Annotated in this window: 14 protein-coding genes; 7 read left to right on the top strand and 7 right to left on the bottom strand. The window is 32.6% G+C overall.

From position 1 onward, the window contains the following. The first annotated feature begins 45 nt into the window (after positions 1-45). Positions 46-660 carry a WbqC family protein gene (locus GKZ88_RS16570; protein ID WP_155103466.1) on the top strand — a complete coding sequence of 205 codons (615 nt, stop codon included), beginning with the start codon at positions 46-48 and terminating at the stop codon, positions 658-660. Here GKZ88_RS16570 and GKZ88_RS16565 read toward each other — a convergent pair. The 6 genes from GKZ88_RS16565 to GKZ88_RS16540 form a co-directional block, all read right to left on the bottom strand. Next, positions 657-1,709 (bottom strand): endonuclease/exonuclease/phosphatase family protein, encoded by a 1,053-nt coding sequence (locus tag GKZ88_RS16565; protein WP_196216490.1) that lies wholly within the window; start codon positions 1,707-1,709, stop codon positions 657-659. The genes GKZ88_RS16570 and GKZ88_RS16565 overlap by 4 nt on opposite strands. Positions 1,710-1,726: 17 nt before the next feature. Then, positions 1,727-2,587, bottom strand: a complete 861-nt coding sequence (locus GKZ88_RS16560; protein WP_155103465.1) for a rhomboid family intramembrane serine protease — start codon at positions 2,585-2,587, stop codon at positions 1,727-1,729. A gap of 46 nt (positions 2,588-2,633) precedes the next feature. Further along, a complete protein-coding gene (locus tag GKZ88_RS16555) occupies positions 2,634-3,383 on the bottom strand; it encodes a rhomboid family intramembrane serine protease (protein WP_155103464.1) in 750 nt (249 codons plus the stop codon). Beyond that, the gene (gene mutL, locus GKZ88_RS16550; RefSeq protein ID WP_155103463.1) at positions 3,380-5,311 is read right to left on the bottom strand and encodes a DNA mismatch repair endonuclease MutL; all 1,932 of its coding nucleotides are present in this window, start codon (positions 5,309-5,311) and stop codon (positions 3,380-3,382) included. The genes GKZ88_RS16555 and mutL overlap by 4 nt, the downstream gene beginning before the upstream one ends. Positions 5,312-5,518: 207 nt before the next feature. After that, positions 5,519-6,091 (bottom strand): 6,7-dimethyl-8-ribityllumazine synthase, encoded by a 573-nt coding sequence (ribH, locus tag GKZ88_RS16545; RefSeq protein WP_155103462.1) that lies wholly within the window; start codon positions 6,089-6,091, stop codon positions 5,519-5,521. Positions 6,092-6,175: 84 nt separating this feature from the next. Further along, positions 6,176-6,955, bottom strand: a complete 780-nt coding sequence (locus GKZ88_RS16540) for a hypothetical protein (RefSeq protein ID WP_155103461.1) — start codon at positions 6,953-6,955, stop codon at positions 6,176-6,178. 241 nt (positions 6,956-7,196) lie between these two features. Between GKZ88_RS16540 and GKZ88_RS16535 the strand changes: the two genes are divergently transcribed. The 4 genes from GKZ88_RS16535 to GKZ88_RS16520 all read left to right on the top strand — a co-directional run bounded on the left by GKZ88_RS16535 (position 7,197) and on the right by GKZ88_RS16520 (position 11,876). Then, on the top strand, positions 7,197-8,276 hold the full coding sequence (locus tag GKZ88_RS16535; RefSeq protein WP_155103460.1) for a DNA replication/repair protein RecF: 1,080 nt from the start codon (positions 7,197-7,199) through the stop codon (positions 8,274-8,276). 173 nt (positions 8,277-8,449) lie between these two features. Further along, entirely contained in the window at positions 8,450-9,127 is a 678-nt protein-coding gene (locus GKZ88_RS16530) for a DUF2461 domain-containing protein (protein WP_155103459.1), read from the top strand. A gap of 92 nt (positions 9,128-9,219) precedes the next feature. Beyond that, entirely contained in the window at positions 9,220-10,257 is a 1,038-nt protein-coding gene (locus GKZ88_RS16525) for a glycosyltransferase (RefSeq protein ID WP_155103458.1), read from the top strand. Positions 10,258-10,316: 59 nt separating this feature from the next. Then, a complete protein-coding gene (locus GKZ88_RS16520; protein ID WP_155103457.1) occupies positions 10,317-11,876 on the top strand; it encodes a rhomboid family intramembrane serine protease in 1,560 nt (519 codons plus the stop codon). Here GKZ88_RS16520 and GKZ88_RS16515 read toward each other — a convergent pair. Next, entirely contained in the window at positions 11,873-12,568 is a 696-nt protein-coding gene (locus GKZ88_RS16515; RefSeq protein WP_196216489.1) for a hypothetical protein, read from the bottom strand. The two genes, GKZ88_RS16520 and GKZ88_RS16515, sit on opposite strands and share 4 nt — an antisense overlap. Before the next feature lie 220 nt (positions 12,569-12,788). Here GKZ88_RS16515 and murB point away from each other — a divergent pair, with 220 nt between their 5' ends. Further along, positions 12,789-13,802 (top strand): UDP-N-acetylmuramate dehydrogenase, encoded by a 1,014-nt coding sequence (gene murB, locus GKZ88_RS16510; RefSeq protein ID WP_155103455.1) that lies wholly within the window; start codon positions 12,789-12,791, stop codon positions 13,800-13,802. Between the two features lie 83 nt (positions 13,803-13,885). Continuing rightward, entirely contained in the window at positions 13,886-14,500 is a 615-nt protein-coding gene (locus GKZ88_RS16505) for an FMN-binding negative transcriptional regulator (RefSeq protein WP_155103454.1), read from the top strand.

The following is a 14,500-nucleotide window of genomic DNA, read 5'->3' as shown; positions in this document are numbered from 1 at the left end:
CAAAAAGGACGATTAAACGATTTACCGATTAAACAAAAGTCAAAAATGAACTCTTTAATACTTCCTACCTATTTTCCATCGATAAGCCACTTTGCAGTTATGGCTCAATCTGAAAATATTACTTTTGAAATGGAAGATAATTTTCAGAAACAAACCAACAGAAACCGTACTTATATTTATAGCCCCAACGGTATTCAGTTATTAAATATTCCTGTTAAGCATTCTAAAACTGCACATCAAAAAACGAAAGACGTTTTGATTGAAAATGAATTTGACTGGCAAAAACAACATTTTAAATCTTTAGAAGCAGGTTACAGAAGCTCGCCTTTCTTTGAGTTTTTCGAAGATGATATTCGACCAATTTTCGAAAAGAAACATACTTTTTTAATGGATTTAAATATGGAAGTTCTGGATATTATGAGTAAATGTTTGAGAATGAAATTAGAATTCAATATAACAACTGAATACTTCATGGATGCAGTAAACATTTCTGATTTTAGAAATTTGGCGAATGGAAAAAAAGACATTAATTCTTTCGAAAAATACACTCAGGTTTTTGATGACAAACATGGATTCATCAATAATTTAAGTGTTTTGGATTTACTTTTTAACGAAGGAAAATTTGCAATGGATTATTTAAAAACTCAGAAAATAATCTAAAATTGGTCGATCGAAAGTCGGGTCATTATAGGGTAATGATCTGAATTTTCGAAATCAGAAAAACTTTCGAACTGTTTTACTTTCATTTTAGTATCGGTAAAAATATAGTCGATTCGTGCAGGATAATATTTAAATTTATAAGTCGCTCCAAAGCCTTCTCCGGCTTCTTCAAACGCATCTTTCAATTTCCCTTTAATATTTCGGTAAACGTATGAAAACGGACTGTTATTCATATCCCCGCAAATAATAATAGGGTATTTACACTTTTTTATGTGCTCTTTAAAGATTTCAGCTTGTTCTTGCTGCTGCGTAAATCCTTTACTGATTCTGGCATAAATACGTTGTGATTTCTTCTGGTTTACGTTATCAATATTATCCGAAATCTTACTTACATCTGGAGATATTTTAATAGACTGCAAGTGCATATTATAAACACGAATAATATCTTTTCCGCGCTTAATATCAGCATAAACCACATTATTATCCGATTTAGGAAAAACGATATTTCCTTGATCAATAATTGGGAATTTTGAAAAAATAGCCTGCCCTGTTTTTATCTGATTTCCATCGATAAAAATATAGCGGTGTGGATATACTTTCAAATCCAAATGAGCAGAGTTTGAATATTCCTGAATACACAAAATATCAGGATCTTTATCATCAATAAAAGTTTTAATATTCTCAGGAATATCGTCACGATCCAGCCACTTAAAAACATTAAACAGGCGGACATTATAACTCATCACCGAAAAATCTCTTTCATCTTTTACATATTCTTTTGCCGAGAATTTGTAGAATTTACTAATAAATGTAATTCCCATCAACAAAACCAAACCAGACAAAATAAGACGTTTTTTAAACTGAATTGCCCAATAGACGAAGAAAAATCCATTGGCAACAAAAAAAGCGGGCATAAACAGCGTAAGCACCGATAAAAGCGGAAAGCTCTTAGGTGCGAGAAATGGCAAAACATAGACGCTAAATGTGAGCACAGTCAGCACTATATTCAAAAAGAACATTATTTTATTAAACCACGAAAGGTTTTTCATATTATTTGCTAAAAGGATTATTTTCCAGCTCTAAATAGAAACTCTTTTTCTTCTTTTGTCAGACAATCATAACCCGACTGGCTGATTTTATCCAAAATTTCATCAATCTGCTGTTGCGTTTTGTCTTTCGTAACAATTCTTGATGTCACTTTTTCCGTAGGTTTTTTGTAATTTTTATGAACTTTTGTAAATGGGGTCGTTGAGGATTTTCTAAAGAGATTAGCAAAAAAGTCTAACACTTTAGAAACAATGATACTTAAATCAGTACCATTTTGAAGCAGTTTTATAAATATAAATCCGAAAAATGCTCCAGCTAAATGCGAAATATGTCCGCCCATATTTTCAAGGCGCAGCTGCATTAAATCTAAAAGCAAAATTACGCCTGTAATATGCCAGAGTTTAACGTTTCCAAAAAACAGCAATCTAACATTCATTAAAGGCTGATAGGTTGTCGCGGCTACTAAAATCGCCATAATTGCTGCAGAAGCACCAACTATTAAAGCCGAATTTCCTAAAATATAATAACTTAAGGCAAATATAATTCCTGAAAATATAGCTCCTAAAATATACAGACCTAAATATTGCTTTTGAGAAAAGAACGTCAGGAATAAATTACTAGCAAAGTTTAAAACCAGCATATTAAACAACAAATGCATAAACCCAAAATGGAAAAAAGCATAAGTTAAAAACGTCCAAGGTTTAAACATAAAAACCTGAGGATCTGACGATAATGCCAGCCAATTTGGAAAATCAAACTGACCAATTGAAAACTTATAAAAAACCAAAGAAATTAAAAAACAAGCAACATTCCAATAAATAACACGCATGGCGATGCCGCCAAGTTTGTATTGCAGTTTTAAATCATCAAGAATATTCATAAAGTCTTCTTTTCGTTTTTTAAAGTTAATAAATTAAAGTTAAAAATTAATTCCAACGATTGTTATTAAACTGATTTTTTTTCCAATATAACATCATCAAGAAACCAGCCACTGCGCCGCCAAGATGTGCAAAATGTGCAATTCCAGTTCCTCCGCTTCCAAAAAGCGAGCTTCCTTTTAAACCTAAAAATAAATCAATCAATAAAAGTCCTGGCACAAAATATTTAGCCTTAATTGGAATTGGAATAAACATAAGAGCCAATTCTGCGTTCGGAAACATAAATGCAAAAGCCGTCAGCAAACCATAAATAGCACCAGAAGCACCTAAAACTGCGCTTCCGTAAGCAGTTGTAAAATTATCAAATTGAGAAACTGTTAATATCTCTTTCCATTTAACTGCTATCTGGTTCTCACTCAAAAGCTGCAATACATACGTTTTGGAGTATCCGTTCGCAATTAAAACATTTAGGCCTTCTTGAAAAGAATAATAGTTCACTGCAAAATTCAGCAAAGCAGCACCTAAACCACATGAAATGTAAAAAAATAAGAATTTTTTACCTCCCCAAAAATGCTCAAGCATAGATCCAAAAGAATATAGCGCAAACATATTGAATGCAATATGCAAGAGATTTGCATGCATAAACATATGCGTTATTACCTGCCAAATTCTAAAATCTGGATTTTCAGGAAAGTACATGATCAAATAGTCATATGAAACTGGCACTAACTGAGAACCAATAAAAAAGATAATATTAATTATAAGCAGCTGTTTTACAACTGGAGTAATATTCATCATAACGCAAATTTTTTATCTATATCTTCAACACGCATGGTGATGAAAGTAGGTTTTTGAAAAGGTGAAATATTTGGATCTTTACAAGCAAACAAACCGCTTACTAAGTTATCCTGTTCTTTTTCGGTTAAATAAGATCCTGTTTTAACCGCTAAACTTTTAGCCATCGACTTTGCAATGGTATCATTCTGACTGTAACTGCTCGCCGGAATTCCGTCCTGCAAGTCACTCAACAGTTGATCTATTACGATCGAAACTTCACTTTCGGTAATATTTACCGGAATTCCTGAAATTACAACATGATCTGTTTTAGCTTCTTCAAAAACAAATCCGGTAGTTTCCAGTGAAGGTTTTAATTCTTCTATCAATTTCATTTCGACAGCCGAATAAAACAAATCCAACGGAAATAGCAATTGCTGGCTTGAAGCCTGATTAACAGTCATATTCAACAAAAACTGCTCATATAAAATACGCTGATGGGCTCTTTGCTGATCGACAATAATCATTCCCGATTTGATAGGAGAAACAATATATTTTTTGTGAATCTGATACGTTTTTTGACTTGCCTGTTCGACATCATCGTCGTTAAATAGAGACGAAGTTACTTCTTCATTTTCAAAAGTAAAAGGCGAACTTTCAATCGTTTCCGGATTTTCTAAATCTAAGCCAACATACAAACTTTCCCAGCTTGTTGTTGGTTCTACTCTTTTTGAATAACCTGAATACGAAGATCCAGAAAAAGATGAAGATGAAGATCCTGAACTATAACTGCCTGAACTTGATCCAGAACCTGATTTCGTATAATGCTGATTCGTTTTATCATCCGTAAATGGATTAAAAGTCCCATCAACCTGAATCGTCGGTGTTTCAGCTTCTAAATCTTTATAATGATAAGGTGTATCTAAATTTGAATCACGATCAAAATCTAAAACCGGAGCCACATTAAACTGCCCCAAACTATGTTTGATTGATGCTCTTAAAATTGCATAAAGCGCTTGTTCATCATCAAACTTAATTTCTGTTTTAGTTGGATGAATATTTATATCAATAGTATTGGGCGGCACTTGCAAATACAAGAAATAACTTGGCTGCGAACCATCTTTCAAAAGTCCATCATAAGCTGCCATAACAGCATGATGCAAATAACCACTTTTTATGAAACGGTCATTTACAAAAAAGAACTGCTCTCCCCTGCTTTTTTTGGCAAACTCTGGTTTGCAGACAAATCCTTGAATATTTATAATCTCGGTGTCTTCGTTTACTGGAACTAATTTTTCATTAGTCTTGCCAGACATAATCCCCACAATTCTCTGGCGATATCCAGCAGCCGGAAGATTATACAATTCGCTTCCGTTATGATAAAAACTAAAATGAATATTTGGATGTGCTAAAGCAACACGCTGAAATTCATCCATAACATGACGAAACTCAACCGTATCTGACTTTAAGAAATTACGTCGCGCCGGAATATTAAAGAAAAGGTTTTTAACAGCAAAAGAAGTTCCTTTTGGCAAAACGGCTACTTCCTGCGAAACAAATTTACTTCCTTCAATTACAATATGCGTTCCAAGTTCGTCCTGATCTTGTTTCGTTTTCATTTCCATATGTGCAATCGCAGCAATAGATGCCAGCGCTTCACCACGAAAACCTTTTGTGTCAAGCGAAAACAAATCTTCAGCCTGACGAATTTTTGAAGTAGCATGACGCGCAAAACACAAACGCGCATCAGTAACTGTCATTCCAACTCCGTTATCAATAACCTGAACTAACGATTTTCCAGCATCTTTAATAATCAATTTGATATCCGTTGCTTTTGCATCAACAGCATTTTCTAACAACTCTTTTACCACAGAAGCTGGTCTTTGAACCACTTCTCCAGCAGCAATCTGGTTAGCAACGTGATCGGGAAGCAATTGAATTATACTCGACATTAAGAAAATTTGGGTTTAAGGTTTGTCTTTGATTTTATTTAAAAATCTTAAATTGATATTGTTAGTTCGCTCTGATTTTAAAAAAACGAGGTCTACAAATTTAATGAATTTTGATTGTGATTCTTAACATCTGCTGTCATAAAAAAAACAAAAAACCTATACTATTTTACACAGTATAGGTTTTAGTATTTTTAAAACAATTGTGTTTTATTCGTTTTCGATTTTTCTAGGCTTATCCTCGATTTGAAGCGCACCTGAAGATAATAATGGTTGATTAAAAGGATGCGACATTGAAGCCTGCTGACGAATGTATGCCATTTTTATTGCTGCAATCGCCGCTTCAGTTCCTTTGTTTCCGTGAGCACCGCCGCTTCTGTCAATTGACTGCTGCATGTTGTTATCTGTTAAAACACAAAAAATAACTGGAATATCAGTTTGAACATTCAAATCTTTAATTCCCTGCGTTACACCTTCACATACAAAATCAAAATGCTTTGTTTCTCCTTGAATTACACATCCAATTACAATTACAGCATCAACATTTTGTGTCTGAAGCATTTTTTTTGCGCCATAAATAAGCTCAAAACTTCCTGGAACATTCCAACGGATAATTTGCTGTGCTGGAACATCACAGTCAATTAATGCATCAAAAGCGCCATTATAAAGTCCTTCAGTTATAATGTCGTTCCACTCAGAAACAACAATCCCAAATCGAAAGTCTTTCGCATTTGGGATCGTGTTTTTATCGTATTCTGATAAATTTTTATTTTCGGTAGCCATCTTTAAATTTTAGATTTTTGAATATAGATTTCAGATTGCTAAAATACGAATCTAAAATCTAAAATCTGAACTCTAGAAATTAAATTATTGTGCCAATCCAATCAATACATCAACAGAAGCTGCTTCTGGAGTTGCATCGAAGTTATCTTTAATATCGTTTAAATACTTTAAAGCATCTTCTTTTTGACCTAAAGCTAAAGCAGTTTTAGCCGCTTTTAATAAGAAACGAGGCGTTGTGAAATCATTTTTGTTTGATTCAGCCGCTTTTACATAATAGCTTAAAGCTTCTTTTTGATTGTTTTTTTGAGAATAAGCATCTCCAATTGCACCTTTTGCTAAAGCACTTAAAATTGCATCCTCAGATTTAAATTCACCAAGATATTTGATAGCGTCATCAAATTTACCTGTATTCAAATAGGCCATACCAGCATAGTAGTTTGCTAAGTTACCAGCATCTGTTCCAGAATATTCGTCAGCAATTTTAATAAATCCGAATTTACCTTCAGAACCATTTAAAGCTAATTTGTATAATGAATCACTTGCAACACCATCAACTGCTTTTTGGAAATTTTGTTGTGCAACAAACATTTCGTTTGCAGCTTCGTCCTGTTTAGGAGTTTCAATAAATTTTTGGTAAGCCAAATAACCAATAGTAGCCACTGCAATACCTGCAACTAAACCAATAATGATTTTTTGATTTTTAGCCACCCAATCCTCAGTTTTTGAAGCAGTTTCATCTAATTTTGAAAAAACACCAGCTGTTGTGCTGTCTTTTTCATCAATAATTACCTGTTGTTCCTCATTAACTTCTTTTACTTCCTTCTCTTTTGGTGTCTTATATCCTCTTTTATTGTAAGTTGCCATTTAATAATAATTTAGTGAACGGCAAAAATAAAATTTTTCTTGAAACTGAGGCAAAAAAAATCAATTTTATCACTATTTTAAAAAAAATAATTTTCTCCTAAGCTTGTCTTTTCGCGGAAGCGGTAAAATAAATCAACTTGAAACATAGCAAAAGCCCCATATATCGATAAAATTAGATAATTTTACAGCCTTAATTTTACTGGTTTCAAAACAGTAATTTTTCTTGCTAGAACCTCTTAAAATGCATTTAAACAAAATTTCTTTATTCAATTATAAAAATTTCTCTGAAGCCAGTTTTGATTTCGACATCAAAATCAACTGTTTTGTTGGGAAAAATGGAATTGGTAAAACCAATGTATTAGATGCTATTTATCATTTGGCTTATGGAAAAAGCTATTTCAACCCGCTTGCAGTTCAAAACATAAAACACGGTGAAGAGTTTTTTGTCATTGATGCCGAAATAGAAAAAGACGAAAGAACAGAACAAATTGTCTGCAGTTTAAAAAAAGGGCAAAAGAAAGTTTTAAAAAGAAACGGGAAAGCCTATGATAAATTTTCAGATCATATTGGGTTTATTCCGCTTGTCATCATTTCGCCAGCCGACCGTGATTTAATTGTTGAAGGAAGCGAAACACGACGTAAATTTATGGACAGCGTTATTTCGCAGTTAGATTCGACTTATCTGCATCAGTTAATCCAGTATCAAAAAGTAATTGTACAGCGAAATGCACTTTTAAAATATTTTGCGCTCAATCATACTTTTGACAACGACACCTTATCTATATATAATGAGCAGCTGAATGAATTTGGAAAATCGATTTTTGAAAAACGAAAAGATTTTCTGGAACAGTTTATACCTATATTTAATATACATCATCATGCGATAACGGGATCTGAGGAAAAAGTGCAATTGGTTTACGAAAGCCAGTTATTCGAAAAAGATTTATTATCACTTCTTCAGGAAAATATAAATAAAGACAGGGCACTGCATTATACAACTTCTGGAACTCACAAAGACGATTTGTCTTTTGAAATTGATTCGCATCCAATAAAGAAATTCGGATCACAAGGACAGCAAAAATCATTTTTGATTGCTTTAAAATTGGCTCAATTTGAGTTTTTGAAGAAAAAAAGCGGTGTAAAACCTATTTTGCTATTTGATGATATTTTTGACAAACTCGACGAAACCCGAGTTGCCAAAATTGTTGAAATGGTAAATACCGAAACTTTCGGCCAGCTTTTTATTACGGATACGCATCCTGAACGAACGGAAGCGATTATAAAATCAACACATCAGAGTTATAAGATATTTAATTTGTGATTTTTTTTCGCCACGAATTTCACGAATTTTCACAAATTAAAGTTTTGACAAAGTTCAAAACTTTGTCAAAACTTAACAATTAAGCAATTCAAAAATTAGTGTTAATTCGTGAAATTCGTGGCGAACTAAATCATTAAATTAGCCCAAACATTAACTGCAATAAAAAACCGATTATGCTGACCAAAGAATCATTGCAATTTTTAGACGATTTAAAGAAAAACAATAACCGAGACTGGTTTCAGGACAATAAAAAACGATACGAAATCTTCAAAAAAGATTACCATCAATTGGTAAGCGATTTTCTAGATGTTATGAAACCGCTCGATCCTTCGTTAGAATTATTAGAAGTTAAAAACTGCACGTTCAGAATCAACCGTGACATTCGTTTTTCTAAAGACAAATCGCCTTACAAAGCACATTTGGGCGTTTGGATGTCTGGCGGAACAAAAGGCTTGAACCGCGCCGGTTATTATATTCATATTGAAAAAGGAGCCAGTTTTATTGCCGGCGGATTTTATTCTCCCGAATCAGAAGATTTAAAGAAAGTTCGAAAAGAAATTGCATTTTTCCATGATGATTTAGAAGAAATTTTAAACAATAAAGATTTCAAAAAAGAATTTGGGAGCCTTGATATCAACGAAAACAATTCGCTTAAAAGCATGCCGCGCGGTTACGAAAAAGACCATCCGGCAATTGAATTTTTAAAACTGAAAAGCTTTACTGCAACTCAAAAATATGATATTTCTGAAGTAACGCAGAAAGATTTCGTTTCGAAAATGAGCAAAAAATTAATTGCTCTAAAACCTTTAAACGAATTCATAAATCGCGCTTTAGAGACTGAAGAATTTTAGAAAAAGATAAACTGCCACGAATTTCACGAATTAGCACGATTTAATTAGTGGAAATTTGTGAAATTCGTGGCGACAAAAAACTCATTTACTAAATGAAAAGAAAAATACTTTTTCTTGGAGAATCTTACCGCGCAGACGCCATAACTTGGATGAAAGGCCTTAAAGAATTTGGCGATTTTGAAATTATCACTTGGGAACTTCAAACCTCGAATAATCAAAGATTCAAACGTATTTTAGAATATTTCTTCGCTCCTATTTCTATTCGGAAAATAATCCGAAGAGAAAAACCAGATATGGTTATCGCCGAAAGAACCACAAGTTACGGATTTCTAGCGGCTTTATCAGGCTCAAAAACCATCGCGATTGCCCAGCAAGGTCGAACTGATTTATGGCCAGAAACTTCGGTTTTATATCCATTTAAAAAATTCATTCAAAAATATGCTTTCAAAAAAGCGCATTTAATTCACGCTTGGGGTCCAGTAATGGGAATTCATATGAAAGCAACTGGAGTTGATATGAATAAAGTTTTAGTGCTTCCTAAAGGAATTGATTTATCGCTTTTTACACCTTCAATCAATACTTCAACTAAAATTGAAGCGATTGTAACGCGTTCTTTACAACCAGAATATCGCCATGATTCTATATTGAAAGCTTTCGGAATCTTAAATCAAAAAGGAATTGATTTCTCACTGACGATTGTTGGCGACGGAACTCGATTGCAATTTTTAAAAGATTTAGCCAAAGAACTTCAAATCGATAACAAAGTAATTTTTACCGGAAGAATCCCTAATACAGAACTTCCTAAATTATTACAGCAATCAAATATTTATATCAGCATGCCTATTACCGAAGGTGTTTCGGCCTCTTTATTTGAAGCTATGGCTTGCAATTGTTATCCTGTAGTTTCAGATATTCCAGGAAATCAAAGTTGGATCAACCATCGCGACAACGGACAATTAATTGAAATTGACAATATAGAAATGCTGGCCGAAGAATTGATTTGGTCTTTTGAAAATTCTGAATCTCGAAACGAAGCTGTTATCCGAAATAGAAAATTTGTTGAAGAAAATGCAAATTATGATATTAATATGAAGGTTATTGCGGAAAAGTATCATGAGTTGTTAAATTAATTTTTCAATTAAATTCGCAGAAAAACCAATCAAAAAACAACCAACCTTTTTTATCCCCAATGAAAGATCTTGCTGAAAAATTCAAATTAATTTATATTCCTTTTTTAGTCATTACAATTAGTTTTATTATTGGTTATACCTTTTTGCATTGGCTTTTATTTATTGAGTTAGATTTGTTTTCTATTAAGGAAATGTTCTTAAAATTTTGGCTTCCATTTGGATTACCATATATACCCATTTACTTTTTTTTGCGCCCAAGATTAAAACATTTAAAATTCAAAGACGACAATAAATCCTTTGGAGTTCAATTTTTTGCTGTTGTAATAATTGCTATTCCCACCATGATTGCACAAGAATATTTAGTTACTTCAACAGGAAAATTAACTACAATTAAAACGATCGCGGAAATTCAAAAGCATGAAAAAACAAAATATTATACACTACAAAAGTTTTATATTGACAAGGAGAACATAGGAGTTCTAAATACCAGTGAAGTATCTGGAAAAAACAACGAGCATTTCGATATGCTTATCTATGTTGCAATGCCAATTTTAGAAAAGAGCAGAGACACTTCTAAATATGAATGCAAATATTGGTTGGGCAAAAAGTACACATCACAAATAAGCAATCATTTTTCTAACACTGAAAAACAGATCAAGTTTAAAGAATTTGCCCAAACAACTGAACAAGAATTCAAACACACTGATTTCAATCAATTTACTTATTTAGAACTCGTCGGAAACACAGATGATCACGATAATTTTAATGATGCAATTGAAGAAAACACGCAATATGATTTCAACAAACCAATTTTATTAGAAGCTCATAACGATCCTTTTGAGAATAGAAACGGAAAAAAAATGGCTTGGTTTTTTGGAACTTTAGGAGGAGGACTTTTAGTTTGGCTTCTAATTTTGATGTTTACCAAACTTCAGCCAGCAAAATATCGAAAATCGAAAATCGAAGGAATTTCTAAAATTTCAAATTTAAAAGAGTCTTTCGGATTTTTAATTCCCAAAGAAGGATTTTACATTACGCCAATTTTGATAAACATAAATCTTATTATTTTTATTATCATGGTATTTTCCGGCTTTGGATTTTTTTCTTTTAAAGGGAAATATTTGCTAGAATGGGGTGCAAATTACAGACCTTTAGTCACGAATGGACAAGGATGGAGATTACTTACATCGCTATTTTTACATGGCGGTTTAATTCATTTGTTCAACAACATGATTGGGCTTTGGTTTATTGGAATCTTGTTGGAAAAATATATCGGAAAAACAAAATACCTTTTAACTTACTTAGGAACAGGAATAATTGCCAGCATAGCAAGCATTTGGTGGAATGAAGCAACTGTCAGTATCGGAGCATCTGGTGCAATTTTTGGGCTTTTTGGGCTTTTTCTAGCATTATTAGTTTTCAAAGTTTTTCCAAATGATACCAACAAAGTATATCTAAATATGATTTTGGGATATGTTGGAATCAATTTAATAATGGGACTTTTGATCCCTGGCATTGACAATGCAGCTCATATTGGAGGTCTTATTAGCGGTTTTACAATAGGATTTCTATTATCAGATTCTGTCAAAGAAAACTACCTAAATAATAATTTTAATTAACTTTTCTTTTTCAAATAAGCCAAAGAAACCTTTTTATTAAAAGCATTATAAACTACGTAATGAAAATCTTCATTTCGTCTAAGAAGAAAGACATTTCCATAATCTTCCGTTTTAGAAAAAACTATTTTATATTGAGATAAATCAACCGATATTCTTTTGTCTTCACAATCTTTCACAATTTCTTCCGGCTGATTGCTATCTGTATTTCTCCAAACATAATTATAAGACTTCCACTGCTTATCAAAGGAATCAAGCAATTGAGTATAAAGCATTTTATCTTTATCATCTTGCAAAATGCCGTTACTCGAAATCAATCGAATTGAACCTTCTTCCTTATAAATATAAAAAATGCCTAAATCTTTAATAACCTCTGATTCATCCACTTTCATCATACCACAAGTTACGCCACTGTAATGAACTTTTTGAACATTGATGTTTATATGATAACTGTCAATTATTTTATAATTTCCAGAAGTAAAAACAGAACAACCACTTAAGCATTCTCCATATTCATCACTTAAAAAAGTACCATCATCTCTGAATGTCAAATATCGACCGAAATCTCGAGTCTTTTGCTCTTTTAAAGAATATTCAAGAACATTATTAAGGCCAATTATTTCCTTAGTACTCCAAATTCCAACTATATTTATTTGAGCATAAGAACCAATAGAAACAAACATAGTAACTATCAAAAAACTTATAACCTTATAGCTCAGAATTGATTTCGACATAATTATACCTAATATATTCACTCAAACATACAAAAAACAAAAATTCAACTGAGCGTATCGTAAGTAAAACTTTAAATTTAATTAAAAGCCTTGTGAACTTTGCGCAAAACTTTGCGTCTTTGCGGTTAAATCAAAAATTATAATTCATACTTTTGAACTCAGATTAAAAAGCCTTTTATATATGGAAATCCAATCCAATTTTTCTTTAAAAAACTACAATACTTTTGGCATTGAAGCCAAAGCAAAACAATTTGTTGCCGTGCATTCTGTAGCCGAATTGAAAACCATTTTAGAAGAAAACAAAAATGAGAAAAAATTCATTCTTGGCGGCGGAAGCAATATGCTTTTAACCAAAGATATTGACGCTTTGGTGATTCATATTGATTTGAAAGGTAAAGAAATAATCAAAGAAGATGATGATTTTGTCTGGGTTGAAAGTCAAGCCGGCGAAACTTGGCACGATTTCGTTCTTTGGACCATCGAAAACAATTTTGGCGGATTAGAAAATATGTCACTGATTCCTGGAAATGTCGGCACAACTCCTGTTCAAAATATTGGCGCTTACGGAACCGAAATTAAAGACACTTTTGTTTCTTGCGAAGCAATAAATATTGAAACTCAAGAATTAAAAACGTTTACAAATGCCGAATGTAATTTTGGATACAGAGAAAGCATCTTTAAACATGAAGTTAAAGATCAATTTATTATTACTTCGGTGATTTATAAATTGACAAAACACAATCATAAAATCAATACATCTTACGGCGATATTTTGGCTGAATTGGCTAAAAACAATATTTCTGAACCAAAATTAAAAGATGTCAGCAATGCTGTAATTGCAATCAGACAAAGCAAATTGCCAGATCCCAAAGAATTAGGAAACAGCGGCAGTTTCTTTAAAAATCCGATTTTATTAAAATCTGATTTTGAAAAAATTCATCAGAAATTCCCTGAAATGAAGTTTTACGAAGTTTCTGCAACCGAAGTAAAAGTTCCGGCAGGATGGCTGATTGAGCAGGCTGGTTTTAAAGGAAAACGTTTTGGCGACGCCGGAGTTCACAAAAATCAAGCTTTAGTTTTAGTCAATTACGGAAACGCAACCGGACAGGAAATTTTAGCCGTTTCAAAAGAAGTTCAAAAAACTGTTTTTGAAAAATTCGGAATTCATATTGAAGCAGAAGTAAATGTAATCTAAAATATTCTGCCACGAATTACACGAATTTTCACTAATTTAAATTTGTGCTAATTCGTGTAATTCGTGGCAAAAAAACAATCAAGATGTACACTCCAAACTTATACAAAAACGAAGATCCAGAATCAATCAGAACTTTTCTAAAAGAAAACAGTTTTGGAATTCTGATCAATCAGACTAACGGAAAATTATGTGCAACACATATTCCGATAGAACTTGAAATTAATACCGATGGAAAAGAAATTTTGCAGGGACATATTTCAAAACTGAATCCGCAGGCAGAAGGTTTTACAGAAAATGATGAAGTTTTAGCTGTTTTCACAGGTCCGCACAGTTATATTTCTTCTTCTTGGTACGACCACGAAAATGTACCAACATGGAATTATATAGCCGTACATGTTTATGGAAAAATTAAGATTGTAGATTACGAAACTTCTGTTGAGCAATTAAAAAAATTAGTTGACAAATACGAAGCAAACTCAAAAAATCCTGTTCGTGTTGAAGATTTGTCAGAAAAAACAATGCGTGAAGCGAGAGGAATCTTTGGTTTTGAGATTGAAATCAGTGAAATTCAAGCAACTAAAAAAATGTCTCAAAATCGTGATGATTTTAATTATAAAAACATAATTTCGGAATTAGAAAAGACCGAAAACCCTCAGGCTATTGCTGTTGCAAAAGAAATGTCAAAATGCCGAAAGTAA

The organism is Flavobacterium sp. LC2016-01, assembly GCF_009711135.1.
Lineage (GTDB): Bacteria > Bacteroidota > Bacteroidia > Flavobacteriales > Flavobacteriaceae > Flavobacterium.
The sequence above is the reverse complement of the archived record's forward strand: the minus strand, read 5'-3'. Positions and strand labels throughout refer to the sequence as shown.

What these genes read in the sequence shown, in the direction of transcription:
- GKZ88_RS16570 (WP_155103466.1), top strand. Translation starts at nt 46, where the DNA reads ATGAACTCTTTAATACTTCCTACCTATTTTCCATCGATAAGCCACTTT.
- GKZ88_RS16565 (WP_196216490.1), bottom strand. Translation starts at nt 1,709, where the DNA reads ATGAAAAACCTTTCGTGGTTTAATAAAATAATGTTCTTTTTGAATATA.
- GKZ88_RS16560 (WP_155103465.1), bottom strand. Translation starts at nt 2,587, where the DNA reads ATGAATATTCTTGATGATTTAAAACTGCAATACAAACTTGGCGGCATC.
- GKZ88_RS16555 (WP_155103464.1), bottom strand. Translation starts at nt 3,383, where the DNA reads ATGATGAATATTACTCCAGTTGTAAAACAGCTGCTTATAATTAATATT.
- mutL (WP_155103463.1), bottom strand. Translation starts at nt 5,311, where the DNA reads ATGTCGAGTATAATTCAATTGCTTCCCGATCACGTTGCTAACCAGATT.
- ribH (WP_155103462.1), bottom strand. Translation starts at nt 6,091, where the DNA reads ATGGCTACCGAAAATAAAAATTTATCAGAATACGATAAAAACACGATC.
- GKZ88_RS16540 (WP_155103461.1), bottom strand. Translation starts at nt 6,955, where the DNA reads ATGGCAACTTACAATAAAAGAGGATATAAGACACCAAAAGAGAAGGAA.
- GKZ88_RS16535 (WP_155103460.1), top strand. Translation starts at nt 7,197, where the DNA reads ATGCATTTAAACAAAATTTCTTTATTCAATTATAAAAATTTCTCTGAA.
- GKZ88_RS16530 (WP_155103459.1), top strand. Translation starts at nt 8,450, where the DNA reads ATGCTGACCAAAGAATCATTGCAATTTTTAGACGATTTAAAGAAAAAC.
- GKZ88_RS16525 (WP_155103458.1), top strand. Translation starts at nt 9,220, where the DNA reads ATGAAAAGAAAAATACTTTTTCTTGGAGAATCTTACCGCGCAGACGCC.
- GKZ88_RS16520 (WP_155103457.1), top strand. Translation starts at nt 10,317, where the DNA reads ATGAAAGATCTTGCTGAAAAATTCAAATTAATTTATATTCCTTTTTTA.
- murB (WP_155103455.1), top strand. Translation starts at nt 12,789, where the DNA reads ATGGAAATCCAATCCAATTTTTCTTTAAAAAACTACAATACTTTTGGC.
- GKZ88_RS16505 (WP_155103454.1), top strand. Translation starts at nt 13,886, where the DNA reads ATGTACACTCCAAACTTATACAAAAACGAAGATCCAGAATCAATCAGA.